The organism is Stutzerimonas kunmingensis, assembly GCF_032106285.1.
GTDB lineage: Bacteria > Pseudomonadota > Gammaproteobacteria > Pseudomonadales > Pseudomonadaceae > Stutzerimonas > Stutzerimonas kunmingensis_B.
This window is the reverse complement of sequence record NZ_DAMCPO010000029.1, coordinates 16,450-36,236: the sequence shown is the minus strand read 5'-3', so window position 1 is coordinate 36,236 and position 19,787 is coordinate 16,450. Positions and strand designations below refer to the sequence as shown.

23 protein-coding genes are annotated in these 19,787 nt (G+C 60.6%); 6 read left to right on the top strand and 17 right to left on the bottom strand.

Annotated elements, in window-relative coordinates:
• Positions 1–386 precede the first annotated feature (386 nt).
• The 4 genes from RT582_RS18940 to RT582_RS18925 all read right to left on the bottom strand — a co-directional run bounded on the left by RT582_RS18940 (position 387) and on the right by RT582_RS18925 (position 2,315).
• Entirely contained in the window at positions 387–566 is a 180-nt protein-coding gene (locus RT582_RS18940) for a hypothetical protein (protein WP_313479279.1), read from the bottom strand.
• Complete coding sequence (locus RT582_RS18935; protein WP_313479276.1) at positions 556–813, bottom strand: hypothetical protein; 258 nt, start codon at positions 811–813, stop codon at positions 556–558. The genes RT582_RS18940 and RT582_RS18935 overlap by 11 nt, the downstream gene beginning before the upstream one ends.
• 66 nt (positions 814–879) lie before the next feature.
• Complete coding sequence (locus RT582_RS18930; protein ID WP_313479274.1) at positions 880–1,971, bottom strand: hypothetical protein; 1,092 nt, start codon at positions 1,969–1,971, stop codon at positions 880–882.
• An 89-nt stretch (positions 1,972–2,060) separates the two neighbouring features.
• Positions 2,061–2,315, bottom strand: coding sequence for a hypothetical protein (locus tag RT582_RS18925; protein ID WP_313479271.1), 255 nt, complete (start codon positions 2,313–2,315; stop codon positions 2,061–2,063).
• A gap of 294 nt (positions 2,316–2,609) precedes the next feature.
• Here RT582_RS18925 and RT582_RS18920 point away from each other — a divergent pair, with 294 nt between their 5' ends.
• Entirely contained in the window at positions 2,610–3,614 is a 1,005-nt protein-coding gene (locus RT582_RS18920) for a DNA-binding protein (protein WP_313479268.1), read from the top strand.
• A 39-nt stretch (positions 3,615–3,653) separates the two neighbouring features.
• On the opposite strand, the gene RT582_RS18915 is transcribed toward RT582_RS18920, so the two are convergent.
• From RT582_RS18915 to RT582_RS18890, 6 genes are all read right to left on the bottom strand, one after another.
• The gene (locus RT582_RS18915) at positions 3,654–4,121 is read right to left on the bottom strand and encodes a hypothetical protein (protein WP_313479267.1); all 468 of its coding nucleotides are present in this window, start codon (positions 4,119–4,121) and stop codon (positions 3,654–3,656) included.
• Between the two features lie 127 nt (positions 4,122–4,248).
• Positions 4,249–4,662, bottom strand: a complete 414-nt coding sequence (locus RT582_RS18910) for a hypothetical protein (protein WP_313479264.1) — start codon at positions 4,660–4,662, stop codon at positions 4,249–4,251.
• Positions 4,662–5,102 (bottom strand): PH domain-containing protein, encoded by a 441-nt coding sequence (locus RT582_RS18905; RefSeq protein ID WP_313479261.1) that lies wholly within the window; start codon positions 5,100–5,102, stop codon positions 4,662–4,664. The genes RT582_RS18910 and RT582_RS18905 overlap by 1 nt, the downstream gene beginning before the upstream one ends.
• A gap of 8 nt (positions 5,103–5,110) precedes the next feature.
• Positions 5,111–5,425, bottom strand: coding sequence for a hypothetical protein (locus RT582_RS18900; protein ID WP_313479258.1), 315 nt, complete (start codon positions 5,423–5,425; stop codon positions 5,111–5,113).
• Positions 5,391–6,716 (bottom strand): replication initiation protein, encoded by a 1,326-nt coding sequence (locus RT582_RS18895; protein WP_376785701.1) that lies wholly within the window; start codon positions 6,714–6,716, stop codon positions 5,391–5,393. The genes RT582_RS18900 and RT582_RS18895 overlap by 35 nt, the downstream gene beginning before the upstream one ends.
• 202 nt (positions 6,717–6,918) lie before the next feature.
• Positions 6,919–7,116, bottom strand: a complete 198-nt coding sequence (locus tag RT582_RS18890; protein ID WP_313479252.1) for a hypothetical protein — start codon at positions 7,114–7,116, stop codon at positions 6,919–6,921.
• Between the two features lie 505 nt (positions 7,117–7,621).
• Here RT582_RS18890 and RT582_RS18885 point away from each other — a divergent pair.
• The 3 genes from RT582_RS18885 (at position 7,622) to RT582_RS18870 (ending at position 8,843) form a co-directional block, all read left to right on the top strand.
• Positions 7,622–7,837, top strand: a complete 216-nt coding sequence (locus RT582_RS18885; RefSeq protein WP_313479249.1) for a hypothetical protein — start codon at positions 7,622–7,624, stop codon at positions 7,835–7,837.
• Positions 7,838–8,365: 528 nt separating this feature from the next.
• A complete protein-coding gene (relB, locus tag RT582_RS18875; protein ID WP_005730594.1) occupies positions 8,366–8,593 on the top strand; it encodes a type II toxin-antitoxin system RelB family antitoxin in 228 nt (75 codons plus the stop codon).
• Positions 8,577–8,843, top strand: coding sequence for a type II toxin-antitoxin system RelE family toxin (locus RT582_RS18870; protein ID WP_005730593.1), 267 nt, complete (start codon positions 8,577–8,579; stop codon positions 8,841–8,843). Before relB ends, RT582_RS18870 begins: the two co-directional genes overlap by 17 nt.
• Positions 8,844–8,994: 151 nt before the next feature.
• Here the strand turns inward: RT582_RS18870 and RT582_RS18865 are convergent, their stop codons facing one another.
• The 6 genes from RT582_RS18865 to RT582_RS18840 are packed head-to-tail and all read right to left on the bottom strand — an operon-like array spanning position 8,995 to position 14,200.
• Positions 8,995–9,633: an NtaA/DmoA family FMN-dependent monooxygenase gene (locus RT582_RS18865; RefSeq protein WP_313479241.1), complete on the bottom strand. Its 639-nt coding sequence runs from the start codon at positions 9,631–9,633 to the stop codon at positions 8,995–8,997.
• Between the two features lie 33 nt (positions 9,634–9,666).
• A complete protein-coding gene (locus RT582_RS18860) occupies positions 9,667–10,431 on the bottom strand; it encodes an ABC transporter ATP-binding protein (RefSeq protein WP_102886303.1) in 765 nt (254 codons plus the stop codon).
• 24 nt (positions 10,432–10,455) lie between these two features.
• Positions 10,456–11,244 carry an ABC transporter permease gene (locus tag RT582_RS18855; RefSeq protein WP_102886304.1) on the bottom strand — a complete coding sequence of 263 codons (789 nt, stop codon included), beginning with the start codon at positions 11,242–11,244 and terminating at the stop codon, positions 10,456–10,458.
• The gene (locus RT582_RS18850; protein ID WP_102886305.1) at positions 11,241–12,146 is read right to left on the bottom strand and encodes an ABC transporter permease; all 906 of its coding nucleotides are present in this window, start codon (positions 12,144–12,146) and stop codon (positions 11,241–11,243) included. Before RT582_RS18850 ends, RT582_RS18855 begins: the two co-directional genes overlap by 4 nt.
• 4 nt (positions 12,147–12,150) lie before the next feature.
• Positions 12,151–13,263: an ABC transporter substrate-binding protein gene (locus RT582_RS18845; protein WP_102886306.1), complete on the bottom strand. Its 1,113-nt coding sequence runs from the start codon at positions 13,261–13,263 to the stop codon at positions 12,151–12,153.
• A 34-nt stretch (positions 13,264–13,297) separates the two neighbouring features.
• On the bottom strand, positions 13,298–14,200 hold the full coding sequence (locus tag RT582_RS18840) for a TauD/TfdA dioxygenase family protein (RefSeq protein ID WP_102886307.1): 903 nt from the start codon (positions 14,198–14,200) through the stop codon (positions 13,298–13,300).
• Between the two features lie 254 nt (positions 14,201–14,454).
• Here RT582_RS18840 and RT582_RS18835 point away from each other — a divergent pair, with 254 nt between their 5' ends.
• The gene (locus RT582_RS18835) at positions 14,455–15,948 is read left to right on the top strand and encodes a PucR family transcriptional regulator (RefSeq protein ID WP_102886357.1); all 1,494 of its coding nucleotides are present in this window, start codon (positions 14,455–14,457) and stop codon (positions 15,946–15,948) included.
• Between the two features lie 31 nt (positions 15,949–15,979).
• Here RT582_RS18835 and RT582_RS18830 read toward each other — a convergent pair whose 3' ends face one another.
• Positions 15,980–17,386, bottom strand: a complete 1,407-nt coding sequence (locus RT582_RS18830) for an NAD(P)/FAD-dependent oxidoreductase (RefSeq protein WP_102886308.1) — start codon at positions 17,384–17,386, stop codon at positions 15,980–15,982.
• Positions 17,387–17,747: 361 nt separating this feature from the next.
• Between RT582_RS18830 and RT582_RS18825 the strand changes: the two genes are divergently transcribed.
• Positions 17,748–19,775: a hydantoinase/oxoprolinase family protein gene (locus RT582_RS18825; RefSeq protein ID WP_102886309.1), complete on the top strand. Its 2,028-nt coding sequence runs from the start codon at positions 17,748–17,750 to the stop codon at positions 19,773–19,775.
• Positions 19,776–19,787 lie beyond the last annotated feature (12 nt).

The window sequence follows — 19,787 nt, the reverse complement described above, 5'->3', positions numbered from 1 at the left end:
TATCTCAACATTGAAGCCACCCCCTTGCCGATGCGGGAAGGCGACCCCAACCCGCGTCCAATAGTTACGCTTCTCTTCGCCTTCGCGCTCCGGCAACTCGTTTACGACTGAAACAACAAATGGTTTTGCCATATATCAACCCTCTATGTGTGTTTTATTAAACTAGCTTAAACACTTTCAGACCTCAAGCCATCCTCGCACTACTTACAAGAATGCACTCAACGTCCACCCGCGTAACAACGTTGCAGCCTTGAATTATTTTATAAGCATTAATTTGCTTAATATATTTGTATGCCTCCGGCGGCAGGGGTTCGCCCCTGTGGCGAGCGGCCAGTGGGGGAGAGCAGCCCACTGCCCCTCGCGTAGGGTTGCGAATGCGTACTGCGTCAAGTGTTCGCGCTGCCCGGCTCTCCGTTCGACGGGGCAAGCCCCGCCGAGCCGGGGAGGCGGCACTGGACGCCCCAATGGCTTGCTTCCAGCCACTCAATCGCTAACAGATTACCGATCGTTCGCGGATCGAGCTGCTGCTGCAGCTCGCCGGCAGCGTCAGTTTTGTTAGCATTCAAGATCGCCTTCTCCTTGCTCCCACCCCGCCAAGTCGAACATTTGGCGGCACTGCTCAGCCTTGCGCAGCATCTTCGAGATATCGCCCCCGCTGAGCGCTCTTGCGCCAACCGGCCACACCTCTCCAGCCGCCTCATAAAGCTCCGCTGCCGAAAGCCACTTGCGCTCCTGCTCTGCCCGCTCCGCCGCAACGCGCAGCGCTACACTGGATCGCTCTGCCTTTGTGGGGGTCAAGTCTCGAATCAACATGATGGATCTCCTTCGCAGTTTCCCTGGAGCGGTTGCCGCCGCGTGTTCCAGGTCGTGGTTACATATTTAAAAGGCGAGCTTTAGCTGCTCGGCCTCAATGGTTTTCGCCGGGATTCTGTTGCTACGCACATCAAGTGCGTTATCGCTCCCCCTCATTGCTTCAGATGCTTGAACGAACCGCCGCTTGCTGGCCGCATCCCGAAATACCCGAAAACTTTCGTCAACAACGCGATTAGCAAAGGCCCATTGATTCCAAGCGAATCCTCGCCCTAGGCCAACACTGGTTTTTGTGTTGGGAAATCCACCAGGACTTCGAACCAACTCCTCCCAGCTCGCCCCAAACTCAACAGCGTCAAATCGACTGTGCTTTCCCGTCAAAGCGTTGCGCTCAAGCAACAACGCCCGCTCCATGAGGTCTGGGTGATAAGCCGCCAGCCAATACAGCTCCCAGTGCTTCGAGGCTGGACAGAAGAAACAGGCCGATTTGATCGGGACGAGATCCGCACCAAGCATTCTGGTTATGGCTTGAACACATTCACGCCGAGCCCACCCCACAACCTGCAACGGATAGCAGAAATCAAACTCTCCATCGGTGTCCTTGAGGTTCTTGCTTCGCCGCAAGTCTGCCTTACCGCAGTCATAGCCGATGAGCTTTACGATTCGCTGGCCCGACGCCTTAGAAGCCAGCCATAGCGGGTGAGGAGGGCGCTTGTCTGGACCTGATTTGGCTCCCTTCAGGAGCTTGTCTTGAGGGTCTTGCTTCCATTTGATGCTGCAGGACTTCATCCCGAAAGCGAGTGACGGCAACGTCTCATTAGAAATGCAGTTGCCATATAGGTCCGAGTAGCCGGTCGACTGCAGCGTTGTCTTCTTGCACACATCCACCGCAGGCCAACCCCACCCCTCCAGCACCTTATTCATGGCCGCGACGTGTGCGTGCGTTTCAGGCTTTTCAGCTCCCGTGTCGGCAAAGCTGATCACATCGGGACGAATGTCGGCTGCTCGCAAAGCAACAAGCATCGCGGTGGAGTCGACGCCGGCACCAAAGCACACAGATATAGGCCGCCCGAGCAGCGCACCCCGCAGGGCATCAGCCTGCTCGGGCGTCAGAATGGGTAGCGACTGAGCGGCCCTGGCCGCAAACGCAAGAGAGGTCATTGCACAAACCCTTCGCAGAGCCCTGGCACGGTTGCCGCCGTGAACTCCAGAGCGAAAGATCCGGCCAGGCTTGCGCCCGGCCGGAGTGGTTACATCGAGGACGCCGGGATCTGACCTGCCAGTTCCTGCAGGACCACACTGCGCATGTGGTAGATATCGGACGAAAAAACGTGGGATTCGATCATTCCCAGATAGATGCGCCGTCCTTGGTAAACCCCATGAACATCAGACGTGCAATCGCCGTGACGCGCCTCCGGGTCAGGCGTTACAGAAACGTTTTCAAACCTGCGGAGCAAGGCTTGGAATGTGCCCTCACCAATCACCACAAACTCTGAGCTAGCCATGATCCGATCTCCTTCGCAGTTTCCCTGGAGCGGTTGCCGCCGCGTGTTCCAGGGTGCCGAGGCGGTATTGCTTCGACGTGGTTATTGTCTCGCATACCTGCCCCGGCGTCAATTCTTGGTAAATCATTTTTTTACTATAATTTTACCGCCTGTCGGTTTTTGAACCTCAAAGCCGTGGAGTAGGGCACCCACGCCGAGCCTCAGCAACAACGCCCAATACTCAGTAATAACGGTAGCATAATAATTATAATAATATTATTCTTCTTATTATCATAATGCCCATTCGGAGCCTGTATGGAACCTCTATCCACCGCCTCGTTGATTCCTGCCGACATTCGTACCCGCATCATCGAGGCCGCAAATCAGCTCTTTGAAGAGTCAGGCGGCGCCCGGTTTCCTGCGGTGGCCGACGTGCGGCGCCTAGCCAAGACGGACATGAACGCAACCAGTGCGGTAATGCGCGAATGGAAGCGTCAGCAGACCGCCAAACCCGAGCCAGTTGCAGTGGCGGTCCCAGAGCCGGTGCAACAAGCGGGGATTGAGCAACTTGCCGTTGTGTGGTCAACAGCCCAAGACCTAGCGAACGCTAGCCTTCGCAGCGCCCAGGCGTCCTGGTCGGTTGAACGTGATGAAATGGAATCAATGCGGCAAGAGCTTGCTCAACTATTTGAAGCTCAAGCCCGCGAGCTTGAGGAAACACAAACAGCCCTGGCTGCCGCCGTACAGGCGCGCGAAGGCGCCGAGCTACGCTCAACCGATCTAGCTGACCGGCTTGCCCAGCAGCAAAGCCGAGCAGACCAGGCCGAAGCGCGCATCCGCGAAATCGAGATCCGCGCTGATGACCTGAAGAGCGAAGCAATGCGAGCCCACGAGGAAACCCGGTCAGTCCGGCAAGAGCTCACCGAAGCTCGTGCGAGCCATGTGAGCGAAGTCGAACAGCTGAACAAAGTTGCAGCCGAACAAATTGAGGGGGCTCGATCCGCCCTTGCCACCTTCAAAGGCAAAGCTGAAGCGATCCAGGAGAGTCTGACGCAGCAACTGGAGCAAGCGCAGCTCCAGCTTCTGCAGTACAAGAGCGATCTACAGATAGCGCGTGCCGAAAGCCTTGAGCTGGCTAAAAGCGCGGAACGTGAATCGAAGAGAGCAGAGAAGATGCAGGCCGAGCGGGATCAGGCACAACTGGGAGTGGCGAGCGCTCGGGAAACAGCGGCTCGCCTCACTGGTCAGCTCGAAGCTCTCCAGCAGCAGAACGCCGCTCTACTGGAGCGCCTGCCAACCAAACCAACCACGAAAAAGTAAGCAATCCGGCTGGCCGCGCGAGGTAGCGTGGCCAGCACGTCAGGCACTATGTCGCGGATTGCGAGCATGCCACGGCAGCATGAAACTCAGGGACCAGACAAAACCCCTCCACACCGCCCAAAGTGCAGCGCCAACCAATATCCCCAGCAGATACAACAATCCAATGAATCGCCCTACAGCATCAGCGTGAGCATCGATTGGCACTTGCTCGACAGCGGTCGACACACACGGGGCTGCAGCTGCAGGCGGAAATGTCGACGCCGGCTCGTCCAGGCACTGCTTCACGCCAAGCTCGCCAGGCACCGCGCTCTCAATCCCGATCATCACCTGGTACGGGATCTCCCCCACTCCGCGACTACCAGGCAGCGCGAAGCTCACAAGCAGAAAGACCGCCGCCGCCGCTAAAAACGGCCCCACTACTAACACCTGAATCAACACGGCTTTAAGCCCGCGAATGATTCCCACCACCCCATCTTGAATATCCTGAAGATCAGTTCGCTCAACCATGCTCAATCCCCACGCTGCCTATGGCACTTACCGCCGCACCTTGAATGGCTTATACTGAAAAAGCCCTGCTCCTTCGCAGAGCACCGAGGTTCGTCACCTTGCCGGGTGGCGAGCCTCACCCCACCCCTCATCGCACGATATAAACGACCCCACCGTCCGGCCGAATCGCCATAATCCGATTCGGGGATATCTGCTTGAACTTCCAGCGCTCCTCTAGCGCACTCGCACTCCCAGCCGCTACCACAGTGACGCGCCGCTCACTGTTATCAACTTTGATGTAGCTGCACCCATCAGAACCAGTCCTGGTGCGCGCGCAGTCGTTACCATAAAGCGAGGCACGCCCCATCGCCGGAACCTCAACTACCGTTCCCGGCTCCAGGTAAACAGCTGTACTCCGGCTCGATCTCGATGCCCCCCCACCAAGTATCTTGGATGCCTGGTCGAGCACTTTGCTAACGTCTCGCGGGATCAACTCGTCTGCCTGCACGCTCACCGCGACCATCAAACTCAAGACACCCCCCACCAGCTTGAACATTTTCATCACCGCACCTCTTTGTTGTCTTGGGCATTTATGAAAGCGCTCCGAAAGCCCATCGGATCTGCAATACCCCTTAACGGCGCCTGCGGATTCCCAGCTCCAGAAACGATCAGCGTCCCAAAATTAAAGATCCGGCCCAGCACTCCTTGATGAACCTGAACTGATTCAACCCTATTGATACTAAGTTCGATCGTTCTTCGTCCTATAACGCCCGTCTTGGAAAACACTCGCTTATTCGTGAAAGCCAATTCGGTGGAGTAGTACCGAAGCAACGGCGGCGCAATCAGAACAAGCGCTATGACAAGCAACGCCGCACCCTGAAATAATCCAAGCGCGCCCACAAGAAGCGATAGAGCCAACCACGGAGCAAGTGCCCACCAGCTCAGCCGCCCTCGGTACAGCACAGATTCGCCCGGAATCAACGACTCATCGACATACCCCATAAGCACCTCTACTCGCCTGAATTCCGCTCTTCCTGCAAGCGGATAACCTGGCGCGCCAACTCAGTGAAATTCGCCAACTGCAACTCCTGCTCGGCCCGCTCTGCAACCAACCGCTCGATCACCCTCGCCTGCTCCGCTAGAGACGCCTCAAGCGCCTCGATCCTCTCAGCAGAGCAACGCCGCTGTTCATCGAGAGCTGCGGCCAGTTCAATGGCTTGCAGGGACCCCTTCACCAATGCCTGAGACGCTGTTTTCTCATTCGTAAACAGACAAACCCGCTCTAGCTGTTCAGCAGTGGCGTGGCGAACCATGATCGTCGGCATTTGGATCTCCTCCCTGTGTGCCAAGTATACGCCATTTGTTCCCAGCTGCTAACAAAAGTGGCGTAGCCCGACGGGCGGCACGGTAAGGAACACCGTGAGGTCGGTCGAATCTGTTAACACCCTTGCCATCGTTCTGATCACTCTTGCTCTTGTTCGTGCATCCCTCACCGCCCTTAGACCCCTCACCCACGCCGGGGCAGGGGCCAGATACCTGATGTACAGCATGTTTAACGCTCGTGATGGGGACGATTACCGCCCTGGCTTGCTGCTCTGCAGCGGGCTCATCGAGGATGTGTTTGTATTTGGCAACGGTCTGCCTGGTAAGGCGGGCCGCTGCGGCGATTGCCGTGTATGTCAGAGGTAATCTGCTCGCACGGAGTGCCTGGCAAGCGCGTCGAACTTTATCTTCGGTCTGCACTGCGCGCTGCCCGTGGGTTCGCTGCGCTGCAAGCCGCTGACGCTCGGAAAGCGGCAGCTCAGGCGACAGTCGCATAACGCCCCGCCGACACGCGCTGCCCCCCTGGTAGCGATCCCACGTCCATCGCGCAACCGACTTGACTGTTGCTTTCAGGGACGAATGCTGAAGATTCTCCGCGAACCCCTGGCTCACGAAGTTGTTCTGATTTTTTGCGTAGAGCTCCAAGCGCCGCGTGAAACTCTCAAACCCGCCCCGATCCCTTTCATCCTGAACAATTCGGTAAGCGTGGTAACGCAGGTTCTCGAACAGTAGACAATGCCTTGAGTGGCCCACCTGCCCCACCCGCGGCCCCTTGCGCCACCGCTGCTCGCCCGCGAGTTCCACTTCGTTCGCCAGCTCTGCCAGATGGTAAACATGACCATGCAGATCCTCGGTATTCCACCAAGGGTGCCCTGGTGTCTTGGCCACCGGCCCGCTCGCATACTCCAGGTCCGCACCGAGTCTCTCGGCATAGGCCACGTAGATTGCCTTCATGTACTGAATCGGCGCAGAGCGCGCGCGCTCTGACGTGCATATTGGATGCACCGCGTAGAAAAGGTGGGAATGCCCGTTTATTCGGTTACGGACAATTAGGTTTGGCGGCGGTAGCCCCTCGTCATCCCAAGCGAGCGCGTTCGGATGATCGAGGTCGAAGATCAACCAAGAGACCATATCGCTTCGGTTGATCTGCATGTATGGGTAACGGACCGCGTACTCGCGGGGGCGGATGCGAGCAGCCGTTTTGTCAGTGCTGCACCGCGACAGGTAGGGCGCCTCACTCAAGACGCGAGCAAGCGCCGGGCTTTCAGCCGCCGTAGGTGGGGTCGCGGTCACGCTTCGCTTTGAGTGCTCTGCCACGTTATCGCCCAAACGGTAACGGGCGAGCAGTCAAAGGCTGTGGTTTTTTCTTGCGCGCAGGCGCATACCTAGCCATAATCTGCTCACTTGTCGAGTGAACAGGCCGGTCCCGCCAAGAACGAAGCCTGTTCAAGATTTCCAAAAAGCCCGGTTTCAGCGCCGGGCTTTTTGGTTTCCGCTATTCGTCTTTACCCTCTAAGGGGATCTCCAGCTGTGCATCGTGGTTGCCATCCTTCACCGCCTGCACAAAGCGCGCGATGGCCATCCGAATCTCTTCGGAAGCCGTCTTTCGACGCATCTTTCTCAGCGCTACATCGAAATCAGCCTTGAGCCCTTCATCACACCGGTAGGTGTATGACTTGAAGTCGGCGTTCATAACGTCACCTTGAGTAATACGGTGATACGGGCCAGAGAGTAGCTGTGCGCACACTGAAGGTCAACGGACCTGACTGTCAGAATGAGATAAATAAGACGATTGCTAACAACTTTTTGACGCTCCGGGTTGTTAGCCGCTCAACCTCCAGCCAACCCGGGCAAAAATTGTTAACAGTAGGTGCTAACAAATTCGCCGCCGGCGTCGGGCTGCAGTTGCAGCTCGATCCGCGATCGATCAGCAATCTGTTAACAGGATGCGATAATGCCTCTACCCGTTGCTCTACCGCGCCTTCGGCTTGGTGGCTGGTGGTCAACGGCGGACCAGAAAAGCGCTGTTCCCCCGTTGACCACCAGCTCGCCTAAGATCCCGCCAGCCCTGCCCGGCTCGACTGAAGCCACTGATCACCCCATGCTGGTGGCATGATCCATCACCCCGTAAAGTGGTCTGTGCCGGTTGAAGAGCACCACGCCCGGATGAAATGCTCAGAACGTTATTGGAGACTTTTATGGGACACACAGAAGTTTTCTGGTTTATAGATCCGCGTGATGGCGAGTACGGGGTTCAGCACTCCTCGCATGACAGATACATCATCGAGGCGAAGCTTGCTAGCCTTGGCTGCACTGGCATCCCGATCCAATCCACGATCAAGGCATTTCCGCCAGCCCCGCGCATCGATCCATCACCACCGGATATCGATGAAAACGGTGAAATCTGCTTCTAGCACGCACCGAAAAGGACCTATCTAATAGGTCCTTTTTTTTGAGGCTCACCACCTTGATGAACACTAACGGTCGACAGGGCCAGGCTCTTTCTCTCTGTCCGTCGAATAGAAGGGGAATCCGGCAGCTCTAGCCCCAGCTGTGCTCTTCGCTCTTGGGCCATAAATTCAGCCTCCCTCACCTCTTTCTCGTTGGCCTCCCTGTCTCGCTCGCGTTTGTGCCGACTCACGGTGCTTGTTGAGCAGCCCAAAAGATCGGCTGTTTTACGAACAGACATATCGCTATCCAGGCACTGATATATCTTCCGTTGCAATTCCAGGTCAGGCCGGCGCCCCTTGTACAACCCAGCCCCCTTCGCTTTTCGGATGCCCTGCGCCTGACGCTCTCGCCTCGTCTCGTAATCCTTGCGCGAAAATGCCGCCATGAACTCCAGAAAGGGGAGCCAGCAGAATGCGGAAAAAATCGTACGCTAAGCCATTCGCGTAGATTTGTGATAATGTGAATACACGTATCACATAGGAGCCTTAAACATGGCCACTTCCATTCGCTTGGCACCCGAAACCGAGCAGCGCCTAGACTTTTTGGCGACAAGCACCGGGCGTACCAAGGCGTATTATCTGCGCGAAATCATCGATCATGGCCTGACTGACCTTGAGGATTACTACCTCGCGGCTGAAGTCCTGGAGCGAGTCCGTAAAAATACAGAGGTCGTTCACTCTGCTGCGGACGTAAGGAAAGACCTTGGCCTGGACGATTGATTACACCGACACGGCCAAAACACAGTTGCGGAAGCTCGACAAGCAGTCAGCGAAGCGCATTCTTGACTTTATGGATGAGCGGGTGTCCAGCAGGGATGATCCGAGAACTACTGGCAAGGCGCTAACAGGCCCATTGGGTGGCCTGTGGCGGTATCGCGTAGGAGACTTCAGGGTAATCTGCGAGATACAGGACGGCGCCTTACGGATACTGGTTGTACAGCTTGGCAACCGTCGAGAAGTTTACCGCTGAAACCAACGTAACCCGCTGTCGCGTCCAGTTGAAGTACACCTCAACTGGGCGTCAGTCGGCTCACTGGCATCGCGTCAGACTAGGGCCGCTTTCTGCATTATCTGACGCCTAAACGTCAAACTCTATGGCCTCAACCTGACAGGCCGCATGCTTAGCGTACGATTTTGTCCGTTTTCTCTACCGTCCCCAACGGGCCCTTGACCCGGTAATGCGTGCCCACATGGTTGATCGGGTGCACCTTGTCGCCATTGGCGAACACGCCGCCGGCCTTGTCCAGCACCAGTGCATCGTCCTCCCAGCTGTCCCACAGATCGCCCACCACCTGCACGAACTCCTCGGCGCGGGCGTATCGGTCATGGGCGGATGGGTGCTGGTCCAGGCCGAAGTTGGCAGCGGCGGCCGCCAGCGACGTGGTCACGATGTTCCAGCCGGCGCGGCCCTTGCTCAGGTGGTCGAGGGCGCTGAACGAACGCGCCAGGTTGTAGGGCTCGCTGTAGGTGGTGCTGGCCGTGGCGATCAGGCCGATGCGCTGGGTGACCGCAGCGATGGCGGCCAGCCAGGTGATCGGCTCGAAGCGGATGCGCAGGCCTTCGCGGTCGTTCTCGGCCAGCGACGGCGAGTCGGCGAAGAAGATCGCATCGAGCTTCTCGCGCTCGGCGCGCAATGCCAGTTGTTGATAGAAGCCGATGTCCATGGACGCTTCCGGCACCGACTGCGGGTGCCGCCAGGCGGCTTCATGGTGCCCGTTGGGATAGATGAACAGGTTGAGGCTGAGCTTGCGTTCGGACATTTCCGTTCCCTGAAAAATGTGAATTGACGGACCTCAGTGCAGCTCGGCGAAGTCGCCGAGCACATCGTCGCGCAAGGCGATGAAGCGGCTGTCGCTGCGGTTGCGCGGGCGTGGCAGGTCGATGTCCAGCACGCGCCGGATACGCCCCGGGTTGGGCTGCATGACCACCACCCGGTCACCAAGGAACACCGCCTCGTCGACATCGTGGGTGACCAGGATCATGGTGATCTTTTCCCGCTCCCAGATGTGCTGCAGTTCGCCCTGCAGACGCGCGCGGGTCAAGGCGTCGAGCGCGCCCAGCGGCTCGTCCAGCAACAGCACCCGTGGGCGGTTGACCAGGCCGCGGGCGATCGCCACGCGCTGCGCCATGCCACCGGAAATCTGGTGCGGGTAGGCGTCGATGAAGTCCTGCAAGCCCACCAGCTCGATATGCTCGCGTACCGTCTCGCGCTTCTGCGCGGCGCTCAGCGCAGAGTTCTTCAAGCCCACGGCGACGTTCTGCTCGACGTTCAGCCAGGGGAACAGGCGATGGTCCTGGAACACGATGCCACGCTCCAGGCCCGTGCCCTGGATGGGCTTGCCATCGAGCAGGATGCGCCCGTCGTATTCCTCGTCCAGGCCCAGGATCAGCCGCAGCAAGGTGGACTTGCCGCAGCCGCTGGCACCGACGATGCTGATGAACTCGCCGGGGGCGATGTCGAGGTGGACGTTGTCGAGCACCTGAAAATGCGTGGCGCTGCCCGGTCGGGAGGCAAAGCGCTTGCTGATGTGCTCCAGGGTGAGGCCGTTGTTGTGCATGCTGCGATCCTTGTGAAATGCCGATCAGCGTGGCGTGATGCCGTACAGGCGCTGCATCCGTCGTTCGAGAGTCCGGGCCAGCGCGTTCAGCGCCCAGCCCACCAGGCCGATGACCAGCATGCCGAACAGCACCAGGTCCATCATGAAATGCTCGCTGCCATCGATCAGCGTGTTACCGATGCCCTCCCCCGATACCAGCAGGTATTCCGCGCCGATGGTCGCCAGCCAGGAATACACCAGCGCCAGGTACAGGCCGGTGAAGATCGACGGCAAGGCTGCCGGCAACATCACCGAGACGATCGTCTGCCAGCGGCTGAAGCCATACACCCGCGCGACCTCGAGCAGGCTCGGCGGCACGTTGCGCAGGCCGTCGCAGGTATTGACCACCACCGGCACCAGCGCCGCCAGCGACAGGAACACCACCTTGGCGACGTCACCCAGGCCGAACCACACCGATATCAGCGGGATCCAGGCGAACAGCGAAATCTGCTTGAAGGTGTTGAAGCTCGGGCCGACCAGGCGCTCGAAATAGCGCGACAGACCCAGCAGGCAACCCAGTACCAGCCCCAGCGAGGTGCCAATGACGAAGCCGCTGAGGTTGCGCGCAAGGCTCGCCGAGATCGCCCGCCAGAACTTGCCCGAAGCGATCTGCTCCCAGGCCGTGGCCACCACCTTTTCCGGCGACACGAACAGCCCCGACTGGCTCCAGCCCTGGTGCGATGCCAGCCACCAGAGGGCGATCGCCGCCACTGGCAGGACCCAACCGCGATAGCGGCGATGCGCAGGTTGCTGCGCAACAAGCGTCGTACTCATGCGCCCTGCCCTCCCAGGCGTGGCCGGCCCCGGTCGAGGCGTTTCTCGGCATAGTCGAAGGCACGGTCGAACAGCAGTCCCAGTGCGCCGACCACCACCACCGCAGCCATCACCAGATCCAGCTGGAACAGTTGCCGGCCATAGACGATCAGGTAGCCCAACCCCTCGCTGGAGGCCACCAGTTCCACCACCACCAGTGACAACCAGGCCTTGGTGAAGCCCAGCCGAAAGCCGGTGAAGAGGGTCGGGATCGCTGCCGGCAGCACGATCGCGGTGATGCTCTGCCAACGGCTGAAGCCATACACCTGGCCGACTTCCAGCAGGTTCCTCGGTGCCTGGCGGAACGCCTGCAACGTGCACAGCGTGATCGGCACCAAAGCGGCCTTGGCGATCAGCACGTACTTGAGCGTCTCGCCGATGCCGAACAACAGCAAGGCGAACGGCAGCCAGCCCAGCACCGGAATCTGCACCAGCGCGTTGAAGGTCGGGAGCAGGTAATCCTCGAGGGTGCGTGACAAGCCCATGGCCACGCCCAGGGCCAGGCCCAGCAAGCTGCCAAGGGCAAAACCGACCACCACCCGCTGCAGGCTGGCCGAGGCGTTCAACCACAGGTCGCCACTGCTGACCAGGTCGGCGAACGACTCGTAGACGTACGCAGGCGGTGGCAGTACCTGCTCCGACAGCCATCCGCGTTCCACGCCCAGGTACCAAAGGCCCAGCAACAGCAGCGGCAAGAGCCAGGGCAAGGCCTTGTCAGCGGGCCTGAACGACCAGGGCGACGGCTTGGCCACCGCGACCTTGCGCACCGAGCGAGCCGCTGCCGGAGGCAGGCGTTTGACGTTATCGCGCGGTAAGGCCGGCGCGGGATAGTGCTCGACGCGAGCGCTCTGTGCCCTGGCCATGGGTCTAGCCTCCCTGCTTGGCGGTGCCGGTGGCCGCTACCGCATCACGTGCCGGTTGCTTGCCATCCGGGGCATAGGGTGTCCAGAAATGCTCCAGGCCCTTGGCCTCCAGCGCCTTGTTCAGGTAGCGAGTGTCGAACCAGCCGTCGATGCTCACCGGGCGGCGGATGAGCTTCTCTTGCTTGGCCTGTTCGGCCACCGCCTGGTAACGACCGACCAGGAACTCATCGACCAGCGGCGAAGCCCGGTCGCGCAGTGGCACACCGGTAAAGTCGGCGCGCAGCGACTCGGCCGGCTCGTTGCTCTTGGCCCACTCGGTGAAGACGGCGTCACGGTGGCTGTCCTCGGACGTCCACTTGGCCGCGTCCACCAGGGTATCGACGACCTTCTGCACGTTGTCCGGGTGTTCCTTTTCGTAGGCCGCGCGCACCACCAGGGCGGTTTGCCGGGTGTAGCGCACGTTCTGCTCGGGGTTGTCGTAGACGATGTCGATCAGGCCCTTGTCGCGCAGCTTGAACAGCTCGCGGCCACCGAACGCGGCATCCACGCCGTTGGAGATCAACGCCGCCTGGGAGCTACCGGTATCGAGGTTGATCGCCTTGATATCGCGTTCGGTCAGCCCATGCTCGGCCAGCAGGTTGATCATCACCAGATGGCCATTGGTGCCCCGGAAGATCGCCACCTTCTTGCCTTTGAGGTCTTCGATGCGCTTGATCGGCGAGCCCTTGGGGACCGCCAGGTACAGGTTGGCACGCACGCCCACTGCCGCCAGCAGCTTGGTGTCCAGGCCATTGGAGCGCCCGACCACCGCCGGCAGGTCGCCCTGGTAGGCGAAGTCCAGTTGCTGGTTGGACAGCGCTTCGTTGACCGCCGGCCCCGCCCCCTTGAAGAAGAACCACTGCACTTCGGTGCCGCTACCGGCAAAGGCCTTTTCCAGCAATTGCTGGTTGCGCACGATGCCCAGCGGCGAGCCACTGAAGGTTACCGGGTCGCCACCGCCAGCCGTGGCGACGCCAATTCGCAGCACATCGGCCTCGGCCACGGGAATTGCCAGGAGCGCGGCCAGCGTCGCGGCGATGCTGCCTTTCTTGAACAGGCGAATGCCATTGAGCTTCATGTGAGCCATCCTTGTGTCGGTACGATTGGCGGGGTCAGGCTGCGAGGTGTTTCTTGTCGGCTTCGGTCTTTGGCGAGCGGGAGTCGGGGCTGGGCTTGAGCGCCGTGCTCGGGCGGCCGTCCACGCCCACCGGTACATCGCCGTCGATGGTGGTGCGGCGCACGATGCGCTGGGCATCGCCATAGTCGTTGATGGCGACATGCTGGGTGGCGCGGTTGTCCCAGATCACTACATCGCCAGCCTGCCAACGCCAGCGCACGGTGTTGTCGAGGTGGGTAATGCGATCATGGAACAATCGCAGCAATTGTTTGGAGTCGTTCTGGCTGACACCCTGTATGTGTTTGACGAAGTGCCCAAGAAGCAAACTTCTTTCACCCGATTCTGGATGAACACGAACCAGCGGATGTTCGGTTTCGTAAACATCGGCGGTGAACTGCTCGCGATAGCGCTTCAATGCCGAGGCATGGGGCGCGGCATAATCATAAAGATTGGTATGCAGGGCGCGCAGATTATCCGCCAACCGGTTCAACGGTGCTGGCAAGTCGGCATAAGCTGCAGCGGTATTGGCCCACACCGTATCGCCACCATAGGGTGGAATGACCACGCCACGGAGGATGGAAATCTTCGGATAGTTGGCCACGAAGGTCACGTCGGTGTGCCAGGAATTGGCCCGGGTTTCCTTGGCGTCGAGGTTCAGGATGGCCGTGCTGTTGGCCTCGGAGCGTAGCGTCGGATGGGGCACCTGCTCACCGAAGCGCTGCGAGAAGGCCTCGTGTTCGGCGTCGTCCAGATGCTGGTCGCGGAAAAACAGGACTTTATATTTCAACAGTGCCTGATGAATGACGGAGAAGTTTTCCTCACTGACGTTGCCGCCCAACTTTACGCCGGACAGTTCCGCACCAATACGCCCCGCCACCGGTTTTATTTGAATAGTCATCGAGCTGATCCCTGTCTCTGGTCATGTTGCATCAGATCATAAAGACATAAAATCAGCCGTGACCAATCACCAATCGTCATAAAGATAGAAGACAGGGTCTTTCGTTCTACGGTGAATCGCTATTAGCTCATAACCGGTTCAGGCAGGGGGCGCAGTGCCATGAGCGTGCCGGACCTTCATGCTCCTCAGCCTTTGCTTTAGGATACGCTCGCCCTATAACAACAATATCGATGCCGCGTGAGGCCGAAATTTCCATGAAGTTGACCATCAGCGACATCATCAACAACAGTGCGTTGCGTACCCGTGTATTGCAGGGCGAGGAAGGCATCAACCAACCCGTGCGCTGGGCGCATGTCTGCGAGCTGGCAGACCCCACCGAATGGCTAGGTGAAGGCGACCTGTTGATGACCACCGGCATCGGCATCCCAGCCGAAGCCGATGCACAGCGCGAGTATCTGGAACGCCTGGCCCATGCCAAAGTCTCCGGCCTGATGATCGGCGAGAACATGCAGGCCCCCGCAGACCTCGGCGCCCTGTGCCAAGCAGCTGGCGAGCATGGTTTCCCGGTCCTGATGACGCATTATTCCATCCCCTTCTCGGCTGTGACCCGGGCCATCCTCGATGCCGACCGACAACAGGAATTCGAACGTCAGACCGCCATCAGCCGGGTCTACGAAAGCGCGCGCATGGGCTTGCGTGGCATTGGCGTCGGCAGCCTGCTGCCGCGCCTGGAAAAAGACGTGCGCGCCAGCCTGTACCTGTTCGACAGCCACGCCCTGCAACCATGGCTGGGCGACCTGGTGCCACTGCCGGATGCCTGGAAAACCGCCATCGCCACCCGCCGCCAGGAACTGCGCGGTGCCCAGCCGGCGATGCTGCGCTGCATTCGTGTCGACAGCGAAGAGGAGGCCATGGTCATGGCCCTGCCGACGCAGCCGTCCTGCTCGATCCTGGCCACCAGCAGTGCGCTGCTCGACTACGGGTTGCTACACCATGTGGCCGCCGTCCTGGGTATCGAACTCGAACGCTTGCAGGCCGAACAGGAACGCCAACTACGTCTGGGCTCGGAGCTGCTCGATGACTTGCTGCAGCAGCGCCTGGTCGAGCGTGCCGGGCTGGAGCGCCTGCAACGCATGCTCGGCCCGGTGGAAACTTCGGTAGTGGCAGTGGCCCGCCCCAGCGCCGTACTGCCCGCCGACTGGCAACAGCAACTGCTGCGCTGGGGACAGGCGTTTCTGCTGCGCTGTCAGGGCGACGAGTCGATCTTCCTGCTTGCCTGTGCCGACGCGGCAGCTATTGTCCAACAGGCCTTGAGCTGCCCGCTGGGAGTGAGCAATGCCCTGGGCCACCCAGGACGCCTGGTGGAAACCCTGCGCGAGGCACGGCTGGCCCTGGCCCACGCCAGTGCCCAACGTCCAGTGGTGACCTACGGCAGCTCGTACACCCGCGCCCCTTGGTTGCCCAACAGCCTGGATGAAGCGCAGCGCCTGCAACGGGACGTGCTCGGTGCCCTGCTCGATTACGACCAGCAGCAGAACACCCAGCTCAACACCACCTTGCGGGCGTTCCTCGAACACAACCGCTCCTGGCAGAAAACCGCGCAGCAGCTGAACGTGCACAAGCAGACACTGGTGTATCGGGTGCGTCGGATCGAGGAGATCACCGGCCGCTCCTTGGACAATACCGAGGACGTTGCGGTGCTGTGGATCGCCCTGAGGGCTGGGGATATTGCCGGCGCTGGCGAGTGACGACTCGCCAGCGCACAGCGTCACGGCAGGTTCACGCCTTGTCTTCGAGCCCAGCGGGGGCGAAACCTGCGAGGAAGCGGTCGACGCCCGATACCACGCCACCGCCCATCTCCGCGCGCTCCTTGCGCAGCACGGCGTTACGCACCAGCGAGCCTCCCAGGTAGCGCAGCGGCTCGGGCGGGAAGCGCCGGCAGCGGCGCTCCACCAGCGGGCAGCGGCTCCACTCGTCGTCACGGCCGAGCGCCATGCTGGCAAGGATGCGCCCACCCAGACGGCTCGGCCCGACCCCATTGCCACTCCAGCCAATGCCGTAGTGGATGTTGCGCTGCCCGCCCAGGCTGCCAAACACCGGCAGGCTGTCATAAGTGCGGTCGATCGGCCCGGACCAGCCATGGGCCAGGCCGACATCCTCGAAATCGGGATAGGTGCGGCGCAGATCGGCCTTGGTCAATTCCAGACTGGCGCGGTCGTCGCTGAATAGCGGGCCGATTCGCGAGCCATAGGCAATCGCCCCGGTGCCCTTGCCAAAGGCGATGCGGCCATCGCGGGTGGTGCGGTAGTAATCGACCATCAGCTGCGAGTCGGTGATCGACTCGCCCCCCGCCCAACCGGCACTGGCCAGCCGCGCGGGCATCGCTTCGGTTACCACGATGGAGCTGTTCACCGGCACGATCAGTTGCGCCAGCTCGGGCAGTTGCGCGGCCCAGGCGTTGGTGGCCAACACCAGGTCACGCGCCCGCACCACGCCATGGGCGGTGTGCACCGTGGTGGGTTGACCCGGCTCGATGCGGGTCACGGCGGAACGTTCATGGACCTCTACTCCTTGGGCCAACGCCACACGGCGCATGCCCCGCGCCAGCAGGGCCGGCTGCACCGTGGCGTTGCTGCGCTCGAACACCCCGGCCAGATGCACCGAGGAGCCGGTACGGCGGGCGACTTCGGCGGCGTCCAGGCGCTCGAACGGCTGCACGCCGAGGCGCTCGCAGGCTGCCAGGGTGCCGTTCCAGGTGTCGATATGCTGCTCGCTGGTGGCGGTCCACAGCCAGCCGTTCTGCTGGAAGTGGGCATCAATCCGATGCTCCTCGCAGAACTCGCCCAGCTCATGGATCGCCCGCTCCGCGCTTTGCCCCAGAAACCGCGTCTGCTGCTCATCGCAGAAGCTGCGCAGCGTACCGATCTTTGGCCACCACGACATCACGAAGCCGCCGTTGCGGCCGGACGCGCCGCCGCCACAGACGTCCTGTTCCAGTACCATGACCCGCGCATCGGGCTCCCATTGCTTGACGGTCAAGGCCGTCCAGAGGCCGACGAAGCCGCCGCCGATGATCAGTACATCGACGTCATGATTACCTCGCAGTGTCGGAGAAATGGCAGCATCGAAGTCGGTGGATTCCATCCAGAAGCTGCGCTTCAACGGCGGGGTGGGTATTAGTTTCATTGTCATAGCCCCAGGTGATCGAAACGGATACGGGCCAGTTTCCGAAGGTCGCGAGGGGTGAGCAATTGAGCGGTGGTAGGAAAATGGCGAGGGGGCTCATGCGATCGTATGAAGCCATGAAAGCCGTTTTGCCTGGGCCGGCCTCTTCGCGGGTAAACCCGCTCCCACAGGACCGGTGCAGGTTCTGTAGGAGCGGGTTTACCCGCGAAGAGGCCACCACAGCAGCCCGAGCTAGTACGAATGTATGAGCCTCCTCCCCCAATTGTTGGTTCCGTCTGATTGAGCCAGCAGGCCGAACATACTAATTTAGGGGGGCAGGCTTCACGCAAAAACAAAAAATCGAAAGCTGGAGGAACATCGTATGTGGCGAGTTGGCGTTGACGTAGGTGGCACATTTACCGACTTGTTCGCCTGGGAAGACAAATCGGGCAAGCAGGTGACGGCCAAGGTGCTGACCACCAAACAGGATCGCTCGATCGCGGTATTGGAAGCGATCGAAAAAGCAGGCATCGACATTGCCGATATCTCGCACCTCATGCACGGCACGACCACGGCGACCAACGCCCTGATCGAACGCAGCTACCCCGATGCGGCCTTCATCACCACCGAAGGGTTCCGCGACACCCTGGAGATCGGTCGGCAGCACCGTGAGCATTTGTACGATCCGTACCAGACCAAGCCAAAACCCATCATCAAGCGGCGCTTCCGCTACACCGTCCCGGAGCGTACCAACGTGCGCGGCGAGACCGAGCGCGCACTGGACATCGACGCGGCCCAGCAGGTCGCGCAGAAGATCAAGGACTCGGGCATCAAGTCGGTCGGCATTGGTTTCATCAACTCCTATGCCAGCACCCGACATGAAGAACAGATGCGCGACATCCTCCTCGCGCATTGCCCCGACGTACATGTGGTGCTGTCCGGAGAGACCCGCCCGGTATTCCGCGAGCACGGGCGCTTCACCACCACGGCGGTACGCGCGGCGTGCATGCCGGTGATGGTCAAGTACATGGACGACCTCGAGGCGCGCCTGCGCCAGCACCAGTTCACCGGCAAGCTGCTGATCCTCAAGAGCAGCGGCGGCGTGATGTCCGCCGAGCTGGCGCGGCTGCACCCGGAAGACATGCTCGAGTCCGGCCCGGCAGGCGGTGTCGCCTATGCGGCCTACCTCTGCGAGCTCAGCGGCTTCGACAAGATTCTGCACACCGACGTCGGCGGGACCAGCTTCGACGTGTCAATCGTCGAGCATGGCAAGGGCCTGATCACCCGTGACCATGAGCTGGAATGGGAAGTACCGATCGTGGTGCCGATGCTCGACATCCATAGCGTCGGCTCCGGCGGCGGCTCGATTGGCTGGGTGGACCAGGGCGGCTCGCTGCGCGTCGGCCCGAAAAGCGCCGGTTCCGAGCCTGGCCCCGTGTGCTACGGGCGTGGCGGCACACAGCCGACCATCACCGATGCCAACCTGCTGCTGGGGCGCCTGGAGCCGACCCTGGGTGGCAAGTTCGACCTCGACATCGAGGCCGCCGACAAGGCCATGACCAACCTGGCCAAGCAAATCGGCCTGTCGCCACTGGAGACCGCCGAAGGCATGATCCGCATCGGCTGCGAATACATGGCCCAGGCCGTGAAGAAGATCCTCGTCGCCCGGGGCCGTGACCCACGCGACTTCGTCTTCGCCAGCTTCGGCGGCGCCGGTGCGTTGCACGCTTGCATCGTGGCCAAGTCGATGAACATCCCCAAGGTCATCGTGCCACCCTATGCCGGTGTCGCCTCGGCCTTCGGCGCCACCGCGATGAACCTGCGCCAGGACCTCGAGCGGTTCTACTACTCGCCTGTCAAGGATGCCGACCTCGGCAAGATCAACGAAATGATCGCTGAGCTGGAAAGCAAGGCCAAGGCCGTGCTGCGCGAACAGGGCATCGACGACGACAACGACATCGAACTGATCCGCACCGCGCAGATGCGCTATGTCGGCCAGTCCTATGAAGTGGATACGCCGATCCCCGCTGGCGAACTGACTTCGGCATGCCTGCCAGGCATCGAGCAGGCGTTCCATGCCGCGCACAAACAGGAGTTCGGCGTCAGCTCCGACGATTTCGCCCCCGCATTCGTGTCCTTCGGCGTCACCGCCATCGGCCGCATGGACTCACCGCCTCCGGTCGACCTGGTCAACGCTACCGAAGGCGATGCGGTGAAGACCGTGCGCGACGTGTACTTCGATGGCCAGTGGACGCAATGCAAGGTCTACGACGGCGAAGTGCTGGGCACCCAACACCGCATCCAGGGGCCGGCGATTATCGAGTACGAGCACGCCTGTACCGTGATGCCGCCGAACACCCATGCGCATGTCAATGCGATGGGCGCCCTGGTCATCGACATCGAAAAATAACAAGAAGGAGCC